Here is a 17,356-nt window from a genome sequence, read left to right as displayed (position 1 = left end):
GAGCTCCTTTTTGTGCGGGCCAATTAGACCGCACAAAAAGAGCGAGTACGGATAGCCCGCCCGGCTGCCCAAATAAAACATAATCAATTTAGCATTTTACCAGTTGGTGTATGAGCCATCGCGTTTTTTTAGACGTGGCATATCAAACATCTCGAAACCCGTTTGCATGACAAGTTCTTCGTTAAACTCCACACCTAAACCGGGAGTAGTTGGAACGGAATATCGGTGGCCTTGGAGCTTCGGCTGTACAGGATAAAATGCGGGGTCGTCGAAGCCAGCGTTGGCCACTGGCGTATGCATCTCCTCTAAAAAAGCGAAGTTTGGACTTGCCGCCGCCAAGTGTATAGACGCCGCCGTGCAAATGGGTCCGAGCGGATTGTGCGGCATGAGGTCTATGTAGTGAGCCTCCGCCATAGCGGCTACTTTCATAGCTTCGGTGAGGCCACCCACGTTACAAACGTCTATGCGGGCATACTGCGTTATACCCCGCTCTATATAAGGTAAAAACTGCCATTTACTGGCAAACTCCTCACCGATGGCGAAGGGCACGTCTATCATTTTTCTGAGACTTTCGTATGCTTCGGGGCTATGATACTAAAGATTAAACTTTCACCACCCTTATCAATTGCCACGAATACATGAATGAATTCAAAATGTTGCTGCTCTCGATATAGAATACTCGAAACTCACTACTCCTATTAATTGCAACGAATACACGAATAAATTCAAAATATTGCTGCACTCAATACAGAATATTGGGGACTCACCACCCCTATCAATTGCCACGAATACATGAATAAATTCAAAATGCTGTCGCACTCGATGCTGAATATTTGGCACTCATAACGCTAAACTAAATACTCACTATCCCTTTAACCCCGAAACGAAGATTCTCTTACCAATAACTTGGTCTTTAGGATTTTGATCGGGAAGTTGTCTTGGAAGTATCTTGGATTTTCTATGTTTTGCATTAAGAGTTTAAGGGCCGTCCTGCCTACCTCTATACCGGGTTGAGCCACTGTACTAAGTGTGGGACTCACCACTTGCGATATTTGCCAATTACTGAAACCTACAATACCAATATCTTCGGGGATACGCTTACCTAGCTTTTGTGCAGCCTGCATCGCTCCTATGGCTATTTCGTCTGTTATTGCAAAAATTGCATCTATTTCTGGATATGTCCTAAGCAGTTCCTCTGTCAGTCGCTTACTTTCTTCTATAGATATGGTCTGTAGGCTTACCAGATAATCTTGATTTTTAGAGATTCCATATTTTTTCAATGCCGAATAATACCCTTTCATCCTTTTTTGAGAACCATGGCTTATCATATTGTCCTGCATGTGAGCTATATTTTTGTATCCTTGCTGTATAAGATGCTCCACAGCCCGATATGCTCCCGAAAAATCATCGACCACCACTTTGGGTGCCTCCATTTTTTGAATGTCTTTGTCAAACATCACAAAAGGAATATTATTGTTTCTTAGATTTTCAAAATGCGACACATCCGTGGTTTCATTACTGGCACAAACGAGCACACCATCCACTATTCCAGAAGCGAAAAGCTCCACCGCCTTTACCTCTTTGGCATACGAATGATCGCTAACATTTACCATTATCTGATAATTATAAGTACTGGCTTCTTGGCTAATACCTTTAATAATAGAAGCCATGTATTCGTGTACTATTCGAGGAATGATAACTCCAATAGAAAAGTTTTTCTGCGACCGCAAGTTTGCCGCCATAAAATTTGGCTGATAAGAGAGTTCTCGAGCGGCTAGTTTTACTCGCTCTTTCATCTCATCGCTTATTTCCATTCGGTTTTTTAATGCCCGCGAAACCGTAGCAACTGACACACCTAGCTTCTCTGCAATATCAGATTGTTTAACTCTTTTCTTATTTTTATCCATTTACGTAAACGTTTACGTTATCGTTTGCATTACAAAATGCTTATATACAGCACTTTAGAAACACAAATTTATCTTTTTTTTATATAAATTGCCTTTACCTTTGTTGCGAAAGTACAATTAAATATTCATTTAATATCATTAAATAATGAAAACAAAACTATTTGCCTTATTATTATTCGTGGGACTAATGAGTCAAGCGGCTTATTCCCAAACAACATTAAGCGGGACTGTCACTGACAAGTCTGGAGAGAAATTACCGGGTATTACCATAGTAGTAGCCAACACAAAAACAGGAGCTTCTACTGATATAGAGGGTCAATACAAACTAGAACTTTCGGGTTCATCTGCCAATCTAGTAATTACTGGAATCGGTTACAAAACCCTTAAAAAAGAAATTAGCCTAAGCAGCGGACAGCAAACATTAGATATCCTTATGGAAGACGACGTGCTTGCATTGGACCAAGTGGTGGTAACGGCTACTTTTGGAACAAAGTCACAAAAAGACTCTCCGATCTCAATGTCTTATTTGGGTGCTAAACAACTTGCCACACTTTCTGCCAACAGTCAGGCGGATATCTTAAGAAGTATTCCGGGTATAACTGCTGAAGGTGGTGGAGGTGAAGTTGCAGCCAATATCTTTATCAGAGGTTTACCTTCAGGTGGTCAATATCAGTTTAACCCACTTCAAGTAGACGGATTGCCTACTTTGAGTACTTTTGGTTTGAATTCATCTGCTCATGACGTATACTTTAGAAACGATATCGGCATCCAAAGCCTTGAATTTGTTAGAGGTGGTATCTCAACTTTGTTTGGAGCTGGATCAGTTGCAGGTATTATCAACTACAACAGTATAACGGGTTCTGACGTAAGTAAAAACGCGATACAATTAGAAACAGCAAACCTTGGCCGTATTAAGGCAGATTTCTTGAGTAGCGGTAAACTAGGCGGAAGCGATTCTAAAATGTATTATGCATTTTCTGGTTTTTATAGATACGACGAAGGCCCAATAAAAACTGGTCTGCCCACCGAAGGTGTTCAGTTTAGAGGAAACATCAAAAAAGTAACAGACAATGGAAGTATTACACTTTATGGGCAGTTCATTGACGACAAAGCTCAGTTTTACCTTCCTTTCCCATTATCGGCTGCAGACAAAACTAGACCAGAAGTAAACGGCCAAACAATCAGAACTATGCAGACCTCTAATGCTGCAAACATGTCATTCCTTACACCAGATGGCCTTTACCAATCGCCTATTGAAAACGGTGCAAGCACAAAAGGTGGATACTTAATGATGAAAATGAACCAAAACTTTGGTGACGGTTGGGTATTTAGCTCAAAAATAAAATATGCAAAATATGCCCATGATTTTAACTTATTCCTCGACGGAGCAGGTTTTGGTAACCCAGTAGAAACACAAGCTACTTTCCTAGCTACCTCTGGAAGAGGTTTAACAGGTGGATCTAACTACAAATACACGTATGTAGACAACGGCCAGGCTCTACCAGCAAATGCTCTATTGTTCGAAAACAGAATATTGGATCGTCAAAGACCATTGACTGAATACGTAGGAGAGTTTAACTTAACAAAACAATTAAACAACCATACGGTAACAGCAGGTACATATTTGGCAAGATCAGAGGCAGGTGACAAAAACATCACTTACAGATACCTAAGTGAGTTTGCTGAAAACCCAAGATTGGTAAACCTAACCTATACTGACGCTGCTGGTGTAGCTAAAAAATATACCTTAAACGGACTTTCGGGTACTAACGTTGGATATTCTGATCAAAACATTAACAGTAACAAGGCGGCGTTTTACCTAACTGACGAATTTAAAGGTGAGAAGTTTAACTTTGACGCTGGTTTCAGAGTAGAGCGTGCTCAAGGTTTTATTACCTCATACGGAAGCAAAACTTACAATGTATTAAATGACCCTACTTTAGCTCCAAATTTAGCTTCTGTAACTTGGGGCAATGGCCAATTGACTAAAAACGGCAAAGTATCTACTACTGGAACTGCCATAGCTCTTGCTGGTCTTTACAAAATATCGCCAAAAGTAAACGTTTATGCAAACGTATCTCAAGGATATTTCTTCCCAGAATTGCGATCGGTTAAGTTTAAGACAGCATACGAAACTTCGTCTTACAATCCTGAAAAAATTCTTTCAACTGAAGCGGGGGTGAAGTTTGGTTCTCCTAAGTTTTCGGGTACTGCAGCTGTTTACAGCATAAACCTTAAAGACAGAAACGAAATCAACTTCATAAACGACGGAAAAGGTGGTTTAATAGACGATGTTCAAAAAGTTTCTACATCTTCGTATGGTCTTGAGGTTTCGGGTAACTATATCATCGCTAAAAACTTCTCGGCAAACGGAAACTTTACATACCAAAAACACAAGTATACCAAATACGAAAGCAATGCCGCTTTAGTAGGTAACTGGTTACAACGTCAACCAAGAACTATGGGAATGATTGGCCTTACATATGACAACTCTAAAGTAGATGCTAACTTCTCTACTAACTATTTAGGAAAGAAATATACAGCTGCTGACAACCTTTACTTGCTTGATTCATATACAATCAGCCGTTTAGATTTGGGTAAAACGTTTAGTGTAGGTGCTCCAAACCAAAAAATGAGAATCGGTGCTTCGGTTTATAACTTATTTAACACCGCAGGTATTACCGAAGGATCACCAAGAGGTGCAAACGTGGCAGGATCTAACTACTTTGTAGGTCGTCCTGAACTACCAAGACGTTTCTTCCTAAGACTTAAATACGAGTTTTAATTCATAATATTTAGAAACATTGGGCGGTCCTGTTTAGACCGCCCACATATTTAATCTTTAGAACATTGGAAACACAAAAAGAATTAAACCTAAGTGCTGAAGCCAGCAGAATTTTAAACAAAAACTGGAGAGAAAGCTTCACTGTGCCGTCTTCAAGTTTATATCCTTTTCAGTGGCTTTGGGATTCTGGTTTTAACGCCATGGGTTGGGCAAATATTGACTTAGAAAGAGCTCGAACCGAAATTAAAACCTTACTTTCTGCTCAGTGGAAAAACGGCCTAATACCGCACATTACATTTCACAATGACTCAGCAGATAAAATGTATTTCCCGGGAGCGGAGTTTCATGGTGCCTACCATAGCCCAAACTCGCCAGACCACGTAAAAACCACGGGCATGACGCAGCCGCCTGTATTGGGTTTTGTACTGGAGTATTTATACGAAAAAGAAAAAGACAAAAGCGAAAACTTAGAATTTTATAAAAGTGCCATTACTTCTATAATTTCATTTCATAGATATTTGTATACAGACCGCGACCCATATAACGAAGGATTGGTGTATATCAGACATAACTGGGAGTCGGGTTCTGACAACTCTGCCGTGTGGGACGACGTTTGGAAAATGTACCAACCGCCCGTGTACAACGTAGAGCGAAAAGACACTACACACGTAGACCAGTCGCAGAGGCCAACCAAGAGAGACTACGACTACTATTTGAACCTCATTGATATCTCAAAGCAATGCAATTACGACGAGGCGGAAATGTTTGAGAAACTACCATTTCTGATTCAAGACCCAATGTTTAATGGTATTTTGGCGGCTTCAAACCAAAGTTTAATTAAGCTATGTGAGCTATTCGGAATGAATGATGAAAAAACACAATGTGAGTTTTGGCATGCTAAAACCACCGCAGGTTTAAATGACAAACTATATGACGCATCACAGTCGCTATATAGATATTATGATTTAAAAAACGAGTGCTATATCTCAATGCCAACTGCTATGGGTTTCACCCCAATAATGGCAGGCAGCCCAACCAAAGAGCAAGCTGCAGAGATGGCCAAAAAGATAATGGGAGAAGACTTCACAGGACCTCGCCTTGATGGTTTTCTTTGTCCAAGTTTAGCAGTTACTAGCCCAAGTTTTGAGCATAACCGCTACTGGAGAGGCCCCGTTTGGCTTCAAGTAAACTGGATTTTAGAGCGTGGCTTTAGACAATACGGTTTTAATGAAGTGGCCGACCGCCTGAAACAAGACTCTTTGAGTTTGGTACAAAAGGACGGCTTTTATGAGTATTTTAACCCCAAAAACTATTCAGATGAAAAAGGCGGCTACGGTGGAAATGATTTTTCATGGACCGCAGCCGTCATTCTGGATTTTATAAACGAATAATAATATGAAGGCACTAGATTACAGTATTATCGCTGTTTATATAATTGGAATGCTAGTTTTAGGTTATTTCCTAAAAAAACAAGAAAGCTCCAAAGACTATTTTTTAGGAGGCAAAAGCTTCGGATGGTTTTCACTGACTATGTCTGCTATGGCCTCACAACTGTCAGTTATCAGTTTTGTATCTGCTCCTGCTTTTGTAGGTCTCCGCCAAGGCGGCGGCATGAAATGGCTGACATTTGAGCTAGGCGTGCCGCTTGCTATGGTGCTAGTCATGACTTTTATTGGCCCAATATTATACAGAAGTGGTGTAGTCAGTATTTATTCATTTTTAGAAAAACGTTTCGGAGCCTCTACCCGTCTAATTTTATCGTCAGTTTTTTTATTTAGTAGATCATTTGCGGGTGCAGTTACGGTTTACGCCGTTTCGTTAATTTTGTCGTCATTGCTTCACCTATCTTTTACCACTACCCTTCTGATTGTCGGAATCTCCACCATTGTGTATTCGTTTGAGGGCGGCATGAAAGCCATCGTATACAGCGAAGTTTTACAGATGATAATCAAAGTAACAGGTATTTTCATCATAATCTACTATGGCCTTAAAAACCTTGGGGGCTGGGAACAACTCACCACACATGTAGATAGAAGTCGATTAACAGTGATCGATTTCTCAAACTTGGGTTTTGATGGCAGCGAATACGGTTTCTTCCCGATGTTATTTGGAGGTATATTTTTATACACTTCGTACTATGGCACAGACCAAATGCAGGCTCAGCGAATCCTTTCTTCGAAAGACGTGCCTACGCTAAAAACCATTTTACTAGCCAATGGTCTTTTGAGATTCCCTATAACACTAAGCTACTGTATCGGAGGATTGATTTTAGGAACTTTTGCATTACAAAACCAAGCCTTCATGAACTTGATTCCAGAAGGAAAAACTGACTTGATGATTCCTTTGTTTATCGAACACTATTTGCCAAATGGCATCATCGGAATTTTAGTTGTAGCTATAATTGCGGCCGCTATGTCAGCTTACAGCTCAATCCTAAACTCGCTAAGTGCCGTTACTATGGAAGAGATTATTTCTAAAAGAAAAAATTTCAACGCTGACAAATACATATTTTTGAGCAAAGCCAGTACATTGGTTTGGGGCATGGCTACCTTGATTTTTAGTCTGTATGTGGGAGATATTGCCAAAACGGTGATAGAAGCGATAAATAAAATTGGCTCTGTCTTTTATGGACCTATGTTGGCCACTTTCTTAGTGGCAGTTTTAGCTACCCGAGTAAACGGAAAAGCCATGAACATCGGCTTGCTAACAGGTGTGGCGGTTAATATGTTCTTGTGGATATTTGTGCCAAATGTATTTTGGTTTTGGTGGAACTTCATCGGTTGTCTTGTTAGCTTTGGGGTAGCTTATGCAGCTTCCTATTTTATTAAAAATACAGACGACCAATCTTTGTTTTTTGACCGAAAAATAGAACTCATCTTAACTAAATACAATATTATATTGGCAATAGTATTTGTAGCTATTCTTTTATTCTGTATAAATTTACCATCTTTTATTTAAAAAAAAATGAACATTCTAATTGCTTCCGACAAATTTAAAGATGCTTGTTCTGCCGAACAGGTAGGACAATCGCTTCAAACGGGTATTAAAAAAACCTTTCCGGAAGCAAACATTACGGTACTTCCACTAGCAGATGGAGGCGAAGGCACTCTTGAGGCCCTCGCCACATCGCTTAATGCAACGTGGATAGAAACAGAAACAAAAGACCCCCTTTTTAGGAAAATAAATGCCACTTATCTGTACCAAGAGGCAGAAAGTAGAGCTATTATAGAAATGTCTCGAGCCTCAGGTTTTGAACTTCTAGAGGCACATGAAAGGAACTGCATGTTTACCTCAAGTTTGGGCACGGGTTTACAGATAGTAGACGCCATAAAAAAAGGAGCAAAAGAAGTGGTTCTGACAGTCGGAGGTACTGCTACAAACGATGCCGCCTTGGGTATCGCTTTCGCATTGGGCGTGCAGTTTTTAGACATGGACGGCAAGAGCCTTTGCCCCACTGGCGAAAACCTCGTAAAGGTTTACTCCATTGATTTTTCTAATTCAATTTTTAATAAAAGTACCTGTAAGTTTAAAATAGCCACGGATGTAGAAAATCCATTTTATGGACCAAAAGGTGCGGCTTTTGTATTTGCAGCACAAAAAGGTGCCGGTGACAAGGAAATAGAACACTTGGATGCGGGTTTGAAAAACATCTGCAGCATTTTTGAAAAACAAGGCTTGCCCTCACCTGCACTTGTAAAAGGCAGCGGTGCAGGCGGTGGCGTTTCTGGTGGCTTATATGCCATGTTTGGTGCCGAAATATTTTCTGCCGCAGACTGGGTTTTAGAACTTAATTCCATTGACAAAATTTTAAAAAACACAGATGTATTAATAACCGGCGAAGGTAAAGTAGATAGCCAAACTTGGGACGGAAAACTAATAGCAAGACTACTTCATTTGGCACATAAAAATCAAACAAAATCTGTGATTATGTGTGGCACACTTGCAGACATAGAACAGATTCCTACAGATATGGGCATCGTGCATGTATCGTCTATCATACACAAACCCATGTCATTGGCACAAGCCTTGGCAGATACTAAAAAATTATTGATTGAACACGGAATGCTTTTGGGGCATTACCTCAAAAATAATGTAAAATGATACTTTGGGGAATAGATTTAGGTGGAACAAAAATAGAATGTTCGATCATAAAACTCACAGATAAAAACCAATACGAAGTTTTATACAAAGAACGACTTCCAACAGACTCAACAAAAGGATACGATTCTATCTTATTAAAAATTAAGCTACTTGTCGCAAATGCACAAGCATCAACAGGACTAAATCCAAATTCAGTCGGTATATGCACACCAGGCATAATAGACCGTGAAACTAAAGTTTTAAAAAACGCAAATGTGGTTTGCCTCAACAACCGCAATCTTACAGCTGACCTGTCTAAAACGCTAAACCTTCCAGTTTTTCATGCCAACGACGCCAACTGCTTTATCTTGGCAGAAACTCTGATGGGTGCAGCTAAAACATTGCCCCAAACACCACAACTGGCTTTTGGCGTAATATTGGGCACGGGTGTGGGCGGAGGTATCGTAATAAAAAACCAAGTTTTTGAAGGCCTTCATGGCATTGCCGGCGAATGGGGGCATAACTTTATAGAAACTACAACTCACCGCTGCCATTGTGGCAAAAGTGGTTGCCTAGAGTCTTTTATTTCAGGAGGAGCTCTTGAGCGGTTTTACAGTGAAAAATCAAGTCAAAGGAAAACTTTACAAGAAATACACGAAGGCTTTTTGGCCAAAACTGACCTCAGAGCTATAGAAACCATAGAGCGACTTAAAAACTATTTTGGCAAGGCCATTTCCCAAATAATAAATGTACTAGACCCCGATGTAATTATACTTGGTGGAGGCGTTAGCAACATCGATTATCTCTACCAAAACATTTCTGCGAGTGTTATTCCGTATCTTTTTAACAAAGAGCTAAAAACTCCAATACTGAAACACGCCATTGGCGACAGTGCAGGGGTTATTGGTGCAGCATTGCTTACTTTAGAGAAGTAGCGAAATGGATTGTTTTTTTTCGAAATAAAAATAATCCAATTATTTATTTTCCCATCCTGATTTTATATTTTTGATTACTTTAAAATGCAAAAAAATATGAACTCTAACAAGCCTGTTCCTCAAACTGTAGACGAATACATTTCGGATTTTCCGGAAGATATAAAAATGATTTTAAACAAAGTAAGAGCTACAATTAAAAGTGCTGCACCTGATGCCGAGGAATGCATCAGCTACATGATGCCCGCTTACAAACAGAATGGTATTATTGGCTATTTTGCAGGACAAAAAAAGCACTTGGGCTTTTATGCTACCCCAAACGGAAACAAGGAGTTTAAAGAGGAACTTTCAAAATACAAAACAGGAAAAGGCTCTATCCAATTTCCGTATGCGGCCGACATTCCGTATGATTTAATAGCGGCCATGGTAAAGTTTAACGTGTTAAAAAACCTCGAAAAACCCATTAAGAAAACTAAAGCCAAAGCTTAAACTTTTTAACCAATTCTTTAGCAATAACTTTGTTTCCACCGTCTGATGGATGCAATCCGTCAAAAGTCATATCTACTGCATCAACAGGATACGGGTACTTGTCTTTCTCTGGATCAAAAGTAAGGTTCTTATTATGAGGATATTTTAGTTTTAGGTATTTACCTGATTCTTTATCAAAGCTGTAATTAAACTTGACAAGGTACCTATAATCCAGTTTTTTATGGTGAAATAAGTCCACTACTTCCACGTTTTCATATCTACCTATCTGCACCACAGCATCGCTAAACTGTTCCAAACTTTGATTATTCTTTTCTTTATACGAACCGTAAGCTTTGTTTTTGAAATTAGATAAATAAACGAAATCCATACGTTTCATTGGCGTAAGCAGCACCACTTTAGCATCAGGATTTAGGCTTTTAATTTTATCCATAATCTGACGATATGCTCCAAAAACGGTCTTTGTACCCGTGCTATTTTTGTAGTCTTCAAAAGTACCCAAGGCATTGCCTCCCCACCAGTCGTTGGTACCTAAAAACACCGAATAAATATCCGCTTTTTCAATCCCCAACTTCTCAATATTATCTGCGATTTTTATTACCGTCCAGCCGTTATATCCTTTGTTTACAAACTCAACTTGAGGCAACTTTTCCTTTACTTGGGTTAAATAACCCTTCGTTACACGGTTTTCGGTTTGGTCCAAATGATCATTTAGGTAAGTAATAGAATCGCCTATGGCTACCCATTTTTTGGAAGGCTCAGTAAAACTAAACAAGAAGAATAATACGACACTGAGAAGGCTTAGCTTTTTCATATTTTAGAATTAATTCAAACGGCCATATTTCTTTAATATCTGTAAGGTTTCGGCAACTGGAAGAGCTTCTACTTTATATCCCTTGTAGCCCGTTACGGTTTCCGCTGCAAAAAGCGAATTGATAATGGCTTCTTCGGTAGCTTCTATCACGGCCTCAAAAATCACATCCAAATTTCCACTTTTCAGTTCTTTTGACTCCCTAAGCATTTCATTATTGGCATCATTCATTCGCACACTTGTGGCAGTAGAAACCGAAATCACATAGTCACCGCTGCCGTTTGAGGCAATTCCACCCGTTCGGGCCAAGCCAAGCATCGCCCTAGCCGCTAAGCGTTTTAGATTTTTAGCAGTCAGTGGAGCATCGGTAATGACTACCATCATACAGGAGCCGTCTTCGCCGTAGTCTTTGAGTAACTTTTTAAACTTGTGCACCCCTAGTTCTTCTCCAACTGGCACTCCAGCTACTTGTAACACCCCGCCAAAGTTACTCTGAACCAAAACCCCTACCGTGTATCCACCCAAAGTTTTGGGCAATATTCTCGAAGATGTTCCGATTCCGCCCTTGAAACCCAAACAAACCGTTCCTGCCCCCGCCCCTACGTTTCCTTCTGCCACTTTTCCTGCTTTGGCATTAGCTATGGCTTGCTTCATATTTTCGGCAGTGAGCAATCTTTTTCTGATGTCATTAAGGCCGCCATCGTTGGTCTCTCCCACTACGCCATTTACGCTCATTACGTCTTTGTTTTCTGCAAAACCGAACGTATAATCCACAAGTGCATCCATGCCTTTTGAAACCGACAGGGTATTGGTCAATAAGATTGGCGTTTCTAAACTTCCGAGTTCTTCTACTTGGGTGTAACCGGCCAGTTTTCCATAGCCATTACCAACAAAAATAGCCGCAGGAAGTTTGTCTTGAAAAATGTTTCCCGAAATAGGCAATATTGCCGTGGCTCCGGTGTGGTCGTCCGTTCCATTGTGAATGGTAAAATGCCCTACCTGCACGCCTGGCACATCTGTGATGGCATTTAATAGGCCGGTTGGCAACACACCTATTTTTATTCCCAGTTCACGCGGACGTGCTTTTTGGGCAAAAACATGTATTGAAATAAATATAAAAAGGAGAATTTTTAATGTTTTCATGGAAGACAAAATGTAATACGAGTTAATCCTTGGGCTTGTATTTTAACTGTAGCCCAATTAAGAAATTTCTCAAAAACTGATCTTTACATTCTCGATATTGACTCTGATTAGGGTTTCTAAAAAAAGCACTAAGCTCCGATTTTCCGATTCTAAATTCGGCTAATTCAAAAACCTCGAGCATGTCTTCTTCTTTGAAGTTAAGGGCAATCTTAAGTTTTCTTAAAATAATATTATTGTTCAATTGCTTCTCAGGCTCCGGCTTTGCTCCTTCTTTGGCTCCGCGTTTGTCTTCTATTAGGCCATTTAGAAAAGTGGCAAATAATCTATCGTTTAATGGCTTGTGGGCTTCGTCTTCTTCTTTTTTTAACCAATCGCTTATTTGGGCACGGGTTACAGTCTCTCCGCCTTTCTCAAAAAGCTTCATCATTTTGTCGTCACCAAAATCGAAGGTAAATCTTAATCTACGTAGTATATCGTTGTTTTTCATTCTTAAATTTTATGCTTTTGTAAAGATAGACATAATTTTAAAATTCACTTTTTAAATCAAGTTTGGATTTCTTTTTCTTCTTAATAAAAAACAGTTATTGGGTTGGAATTACAATGTCATATCATTTCTTTTTTTTTAAGATTCCTAGATAAAAGAAACATTTAATTTTAAAAAATAGAAATTTTCTTATTTTTACCTAACGAAAATATCTCTTACTAACCAACTCATTACTAGCTATATATCCGACAACAAACGCTTACAAACGCTTACATCCGTATACAAACGACTAATAACCGACTCCAGCAAACGCAATCCCCCAACTTTGCATCATCAGTTCGAAACAACATCGGCTGAACAGAAAATAAAAATCATTCTTTCACAAAAAACACAAGTAATATGAACACAGTAAAATTAATCGGGAATGTAGGTGCAGAAGTAAACATCATGAATTTTGACAAAAGCAAAAAAGCGAGTTTTAGCTTGGCTACAACAGACGCTTACACAGACAAAAACAAACAAGAAGTAAAGACCACCGCATGGCACAATGTAATAGCTTGGGGTAAAACAGCCGAGCTTTGCGAAAGCCTAATAACTAAAGGAAAACGTATACAGGTAGAAGGCAAAATAGTATATAGAAACTATACCAATAGCCAAAACCAAAAGGTATATATCACCGAAATTCAGGCATTTAAAATAGAAGAAATGCAATCAAACAAATAATAATTTCAACCTCAAAACATAGAATATCATGAATCAAGTAAAATTAATAGGAAACGTAGGCAATAACGTAAATATCAGAGAGTTTGAAAAAAGCAAATTGGCGAGTTTTAGCATTGCCACAAACGAAACTTTTGAAAACAAAAACTCCGAGTCAGTAACCAACACCCAATGGCACAACATAGTGGCATGGGGAAACCTTGCAGAGAAATGCGAAGAGTTAATAGAAAAAGGTAAATTGGTAAGTATCGAGGGCAAATTGCAAACCCGAAACTACATTAACAAGGAGAATAAGAAAGTGTACATCACCGAAATATTAGCTTTTAATGTATCCCCAGTAGAAGTCAAGAAAAGCGAAAAGGTTTTCTTTCTGTAAAACTTTAAAGCTCAACAAAATAGGAATCTGCATGTCGGGCTCCTATTTTGTGTTATATTAGCTTTGAAGTTAAAACATTCGAGCTAATTGGACGTTGTAGAGTGACTATAAACCTGAAAATATATTGAATTTAAAATCTACTTTTCTTTTAGTAGGATTTCTGCTATTGAGTAGCGTTTTGGCTTTTGCCCAAACCACACGAACTATAAGCGGGTATGTTAGAGAAAAAGGCTCTAAGGAATTGCTCATAGGAGTAAACGTGCTCTTGGCCGATGGCTCAGCGGGCACTTCCACAAATACATATGGTTTTTACTCCCTAACCCTAAACTATTCCGATAGCATAACGCTGATATATTCTTTTGTGGGTTATGAAAAGCAAATAAAAACCATCCTTCTAAATAAAAACTACGAAATAGACTTAGAACTAGAAAGTCAAAATATACTAAACGAAGTGGTGGTTTCGGCCAAAGCTGAGGAATCAAAAGTGAGCGAAAGTGTACAGATGAGCAAAATAGATGTGCCTATTTCTCAAATAAAAAAACTACCGACTTTGTTAGGAGAAAAAGACGTGCTACGGGTTTTGCAACTAATGCCCGGCGTACAAAAGGGCTCCGAGGGGCAATCTGGCATATATGTGCGTGGCGGTGGACCAGACCAAAACCTGATTATACTTGACGACGCCGTGGTCTATAACGCCAGCCATTTATTCGGTTTTTTCTCTACGTTTAATGGCGACGCACTCAAAAGTGTAGAGCTCATCAAAGGTGGTTTTCCGGCCAGATACGGCGGCAGGCTTTCGTCGGTAATAGAACTCAACATGAAAGACGGAAACAAAGAAAAACTCTCAGGCGAAGGCGGTATCGGCCTTATTTCTTCTCGCTTAGTGTTGGAAGGCCCTTTGCGACTAAATAAAAACAAACCTGCAAAATCGTCCTTCATAATTTCGGGCAGAAGAACCTACCTCGACCAGGTGGCAAAACCAATCATAGCCGCACAAAACAAAAACTCAGAAAGTAAAGAAACCGCAGGCTATTATTTCTATGACTTAAATGCCAAGTTTAATTACGAGTTTTCGAGTAAAGACAAAGTGTACCTGAGTGCTTATTTTGGACAAGACAAATTCGCGATAAACTCTAAAAGCGAAGAAACTGAAGCTTCAAATGGCATAAACTGGGGAAACGCTACCGCTACTCTCCGATGGAATCACCAATTTAGTCCACGTTTATTTGCCAATACCTCTTTAATCAGAAGCAACTATGACTTTAACATTACAGGCTCTCAAAATACCCTAAAAACCCAAACCACTGAAGCTTACTCGTATTTTCTACAATACACTTCGGGCATAAAAGACCTCGGTCTTAAATATGACCTTGATTTTTTTATGAATCAATTTCATACATTCAAAACTGGCTTTCAAATTACCTCACATACATTTACGCCATCAGCAACGGTACTACAAGAGGCTACCCAAAACCTAAACGTGAATAATGTTTCTAAGATAAAGAGTATAGAGTCAGGCATTTATGTAGAAGACACTTACGTGCCAAATCCTAAGCTAAAAGTAAATCTTGGGCTAAGAGTCAGTAATTTCAATACAAAGTCTAAGCATTATATACGGCCAGAAACTCGAATTGCGGTAGCTCAAAAACTTAGCCCTACTTTAGCGATTAAGGCCTCATTTGCACAAATGAACCAATATTTGCATTTGCTATCAAATACTGGACTGGGCTTGCCCACAGACCTTTGGGTACCTACCACAGACAGTATTGCCCCCCAAAGATCGCAGCAGGTGGCCATTGGTGTAGCGAAAGACATCGCTCGTTTTCCAGGAATTTCGGTAACAATAGAGGCCTATCACAAAAAAATGGACCAAATCATAAATTATAAAGAAGGTGCTAGCTTTTTGGGCATAGGTGGACAGACAAATTTCACCCAAGAAAACAATTGGGAAGACAAAGTCACCTCGGGAAGCGGCGTTTCGAATGGCATAGAATTTATGATACAGAAAAAAACTGGGCGACTTTCGGGCTGGATTGGTTACACACTTTCTAAAACAGAATGGCTATTTGCGGAGCTTAATTTTGGAAGGAAATTTTATCCCAAATATGACCGAAGGCACGACGCCTCCGTGGTAGCAATTTATGAACTCAACCCTCGCATCACGTTTTCGGGCACATGGGTGTATGGCACCGGCAATGCCCTCACTATTCCGCTTACACAATACACGGCCTACTCTTCTAACATCAACAAAAACTCAGCTAACCCAGATGGACTCAGAGGCTTTGATGTAAACGAATATGGGCAAAAAAATAGCTTCCGAGCAGAGCCTTACAACCGGTTAGACTTGGGAATTCAGTTTCATAAAAAACTTAAAAGACACGAACGCACTTGGGACTTGAGCATCTACAATGCCTATTCTCGAAAGAACCCATTTTTTTATACGATCGGGAGTGCTAATGAGACCGCCTTCTTTGGTGGATTTCAAGGCATAAATACCCAAGACTCAAAAATAGTACTGAAACGCTACTCACTGTTTCCAATAATACCTTCGTTAACCTATAGTTTTAAATTTTAATAATATGAAATTCATTACTTATATATTGTCACTTTTTGTTTTAATGGCATCGCTTTCGTGTGAAACCATCGTGAGTGACGTGGACCTTAGTAAATTTCCCGAACTACAAGAAAAAATCGTGGTAACGTCTTTCATTAATCCGCTTAACGACTCCGTTACGGTTAGGGTCAGTCGCTCTATTCCGCTATTAGGTTCTGTTAAAAAAGAGTTTATTAAGGTTTATAATAAAAATATAGGGGATTCGGTTTTGATTGCCAAAGACGAAAAACAAATAGAAGATGCCATTATCACAATCTCAGACGGTACCACATCTGCCAAACTTTTTTATAACAAAGAATTACTTTATTATGGAATTTCATCCCGTGATTTCAGAATCAGATCAGGCAGAACCTACACACTTACTGTTAAAGTGGACAACCAAGTTTTGGAAGCCCAAACCACAGTTCCATCAAAAAGACCGACAATCAACAACCTAATTATTGGAAAATATTTTGAGGTCAGCAGTTCTTTTTTTGGTAAAGACACCGCCCAAGGCTTTGCTTTAAATTTTGACTGGACAGACTTCCCAAACGAAGTAAATTATTATAAAGTTTGGGGTGAAATGAAATACTTTTCGGATGTGCCTTCGGGCAGCAAAGACAGCGTGGTTTACTACAGAAGACCGACGTATGGATACCTAGAACTTAACAATGACTTTAGTTCAGAAGGGCGGTATTTTTCGGATAAAAATAAAGACGGAGGCAAATATACCATACTGAATGCCAAGTTGTTATTCAGAAAAATATATATTTGTTTTGGGTCAAATTTTAATAACGATTGTCTCCCTTACAAAACCATAGAAAACTCGGTGCAAAGTTTCACTTTAGAGGTTTCTCAAATCTCGAAAGAGCTTTACGATTACCAAAATTCACTGCGGGCATTTAACAATACCTCAAACAACCCCTTTGCAGAGCCTGTGCCGGTGTATTCCAATATAAAAAATGGTTTGGGCATATTTGCAGCCTATAATCCAACACGAATCAGCCAAGGTTTTTAGTAAAGAATTCAGATAAAATTC

General features: G+C 39.3%; 14 protein-coding genes and 1 pseudogene. 10 read left to right on the top strand and 5 right to left on the bottom strand.

Translation table 11 applies throughout. The features are described from left to right. Nucleotides 1–96 precede the first annotated feature (96 nt). A pseudogene (locus ACFOOI_RS02495) lies at nucleotides 97–576 on the bottom strand (enolase C-terminal domain-like protein); the annotation flags it as partial. A 296-nt stretch (nucleotides 577–872) separates the two neighbouring features. Further along, on the bottom strand, nucleotides 873–1,907 hold the full coding sequence (locus ACFOOI_RS02490) for a LacI family DNA-binding transcriptional regulator (protein ID WP_379834668.1): 1,035 nt from the start codon (nucleotides 1,905–1,907) through the stop codon (nucleotides 873–875). Between the two features lie 145 nt (nucleotides 1,908–2,052). Here ACFOOI_RS02490 and ACFOOI_RS02485 point away from each other — a divergent pair, with 145 nt between their 5' ends. The 6 genes from ACFOOI_RS02485 to ACFOOI_RS02460 all read left to right on the top strand — a co-directional run bounded on the left by ACFOOI_RS02485 (nucleotide 2,053) and on the right by ACFOOI_RS02460 (nucleotide 10,193). After that, nucleotides 2,053–4,692, top strand: coding sequence for a TonB-dependent receptor (locus ACFOOI_RS02485; protein WP_379834666.1), 2,640 nt, complete (start codon nucleotides 2,053–2,055; stop codon nucleotides 4,690–4,692). 65 nt (nucleotides 4,693–4,757) lie between these two features. Next, nucleotides 4,758–6,083 (top strand): MGH1-like glycoside hydrolase domain-containing protein, encoded by a 1,326-nt coding sequence (locus tag ACFOOI_RS02480; RefSeq protein ID WP_379834664.1) that lies wholly within the window; start codon nucleotides 4,758–4,760, stop codon nucleotides 6,081–6,083. Between the two features lie 4 nt (nucleotides 6,084–6,087). Next, the gene (locus tag ACFOOI_RS02475) at nucleotides 6,088–7,650 is read left to right on the top strand and encodes a sodium:solute symporter family transporter (RefSeq protein ID WP_379834662.1); all 1,563 of its coding nucleotides are present in this window, start codon (nucleotides 6,088–6,090) and stop codon (nucleotides 7,648–7,650) included. Between the two features lie 6 nt (nucleotides 7,651–7,656). Then, complete coding sequence (locus ACFOOI_RS02470) at nucleotides 7,657–8,793, top strand: glycerate kinase (RefSeq protein WP_379834660.1); 1,137 nt, start codon at nucleotides 7,657–7,659, stop codon at nucleotides 8,791–8,793. Then, nucleotides 8,790–9,707 carry an ROK family protein gene (locus tag ACFOOI_RS02465; RefSeq protein WP_379834657.1) on the top strand — a complete coding sequence of 306 codons (918 nt, stop codon included), beginning with the start codon at nucleotides 8,790–8,792 and terminating at the stop codon, nucleotides 9,705–9,707. The genes ACFOOI_RS02470 and ACFOOI_RS02465 overlap by 4 nt, the downstream gene beginning before the upstream one ends. A 96-nt stretch (nucleotides 9,708–9,803) precedes the next feature. Beyond that, complete coding sequence (locus ACFOOI_RS02460) at nucleotides 9,804–10,193, top strand: iron chaperone (RefSeq protein ID WP_379834655.1); 390 nt, start codon at nucleotides 9,804–9,806, stop codon at nucleotides 10,191–10,193. Here the strand turns inward: ACFOOI_RS02460 and ACFOOI_RS02455 are convergent. From ACFOOI_RS02455 to ACFOOI_RS02445, 3 genes are read right to left on the bottom strand one after another with little or no spacing between them, the layout of a single operon-like run. Continuing rightward, nucleotides 10,177–11,004: an SGNH/GDSL hydrolase family protein gene (locus ACFOOI_RS02455; protein WP_379834653.1), complete on the bottom strand. Its 828-nt coding sequence runs from the start codon at nucleotides 11,002–11,004 to the stop codon at nucleotides 10,177–10,179. The two genes, ACFOOI_RS02460 and ACFOOI_RS02455, sit on opposite strands and share 17 nt — an antisense overlap. A gap of 9 nt (nucleotides 11,005–11,013) precedes the next feature. Beyond that, nucleotides 11,014–12,144 (bottom strand): DmpA family aminopeptidase, encoded by a 1,131-nt coding sequence (locus tag ACFOOI_RS02450; protein ID WP_379834651.1) that lies wholly within the window; start codon nucleotides 12,142–12,144, stop codon nucleotides 11,014–11,016. A gap of 22 nt (nucleotides 12,145–12,166) precedes the next feature. Beyond that, nucleotides 12,167–12,631, bottom strand: coding sequence for a YehS family protein (locus ACFOOI_RS02445; RefSeq protein ID WP_379834650.1), 465 nt, complete (start codon nucleotides 12,629–12,631; stop codon nucleotides 12,167–12,169). 396 nt (nucleotides 12,632–13,027) lie between these two features. On the opposite strand from ACFOOI_RS02445, the gene ACFOOI_RS02440 reads away from it, so the two are divergent. The 4 genes from ACFOOI_RS02440 to ACFOOI_RS02425 all read left to right on the top strand — a co-directional run bounded on the left by ACFOOI_RS02440 (nucleotide 13,028) and on the right by ACFOOI_RS02425 (nucleotide 17,335). Beyond that, nucleotides 13,028–13,351, top strand: coding sequence for a single-stranded DNA-binding protein (locus tag ACFOOI_RS02440; RefSeq protein ID WP_379834648.1), 324 nt, complete (start codon nucleotides 13,028–13,030; stop codon nucleotides 13,349–13,351). 28 nt (nucleotides 13,352–13,379) lie between these two features. Beyond that, nucleotides 13,380–13,724: a single-stranded DNA-binding protein gene (locus ACFOOI_RS02435; RefSeq protein WP_379834645.1), complete on the top strand. Its 345-nt coding sequence runs from the start codon at nucleotides 13,380–13,382 to the stop codon at nucleotides 13,722–13,724. A gap of 124 nt (nucleotides 13,725–13,848) precedes the next feature. Next, nucleotides 13,849–16,299, top strand: a complete 2,451-nt coding sequence (locus tag ACFOOI_RS02430; protein WP_379834643.1) for a TonB-dependent receptor — start codon at nucleotides 13,849–13,851, stop codon at nucleotides 16,297–16,299. A 4-nt stretch (nucleotides 16,300–16,303) separates the two neighbouring features. Next, nucleotides 16,304–17,335: a DUF4249 domain-containing protein gene (locus ACFOOI_RS02425; RefSeq protein ID WP_379834641.1), complete on the top strand. Its 1,032-nt coding sequence runs from the start codon at nucleotides 16,304–16,306 to the stop codon at nucleotides 17,333–17,335. The last annotated feature ends 21 nt before the right edge of the window (nucleotides 17,336–17,356 follow it).

The sequence above is a fragment of the Lacihabitans lacunae genome (assembly GCF_042649125.1).
GTDB classification, from domain to species: Bacteria; Bacteroidota; Bacteroidia; order Cytophagales; family Spirosomataceae; genus Leadbetterella; species Leadbetterella lacunae.
This window is presented reverse-complemented; position numbering and strand designations above follow the sequence as displayed.

Excerpts from the sequence above, each read along its gene's own strand:
- ACFOOI_RS02490 (WP_379834668.1), bottom strand. The coding sequence starts at position 1,907 with ATGGATAAAAATAAGAAAAGAGTTAAACAATCTGATATTGCAGAGAAG.
- ACFOOI_RS02485 (WP_379834666.1), top strand. The coding sequence starts at position 2,053 with ATGAAAACAAAACTATTTGCCTTATTATTATTCGTGGGACTAATGAGT.
- ACFOOI_RS02475 (WP_379834662.1), top strand. The coding sequence starts at position 6,088 with ATGAAGGCACTAGATTACAGTATTATCGCTGTTTATATAATTGGAATG.
- ACFOOI_RS02470 (WP_379834660.1), top strand. The coding sequence starts at position 7,657 with ATGAACATTCTAATTGCTTCCGACAAATTTAAAGATGCTTGTTCTGCC.
- ACFOOI_RS02465 (WP_379834657.1), top strand. The coding sequence starts at position 8,790 with ATGATACTTTGGGGAATAGATTTAGGTGGAACAAAAATAGAATGTTCG.
- ACFOOI_RS02460 (WP_379834655.1), top strand. The coding sequence starts at position 9,804 with ATGAACTCTAACAAGCCTGTTCCTCAAACTGTAGACGAATACATTTCG.
- ACFOOI_RS02455 (WP_379834653.1), bottom strand. The coding sequence starts at position 11,004 with ATGAAAAAGCTAAGCCTTCTCAGTGTCGTATTATTCTTCTTGTTTAGT.
- ACFOOI_RS02450 (WP_379834651.1), bottom strand. The coding sequence starts at position 12,144 with ATGAAAACATTAAAAATTCTCCTTTTTATATTTATTTCAATACATGTT.
- ACFOOI_RS02445 (WP_379834650.1), bottom strand. The coding sequence starts at position 12,631 with ATGAAAAACAACGATATACTACGTAGATTAAGATTTACCTTCGATTTT.
- ACFOOI_RS02440 (WP_379834648.1), top strand. The coding sequence starts at position 13,028 with ATGAACACAGTAAAATTAATCGGGAATGTAGGTGCAGAAGTAAACATC.
- ACFOOI_RS02435 (WP_379834645.1), top strand. The coding sequence starts at position 13,380 with ATGAATCAAGTAAAATTAATAGGAAACGTAGGCAATAACGTAAATATC.
- ACFOOI_RS02425 (WP_379834641.1), top strand. The coding sequence starts at position 16,304 with ATGAAATTCATTACTTATATATTGTCACTTTTTGTTTTAATGGCATCG.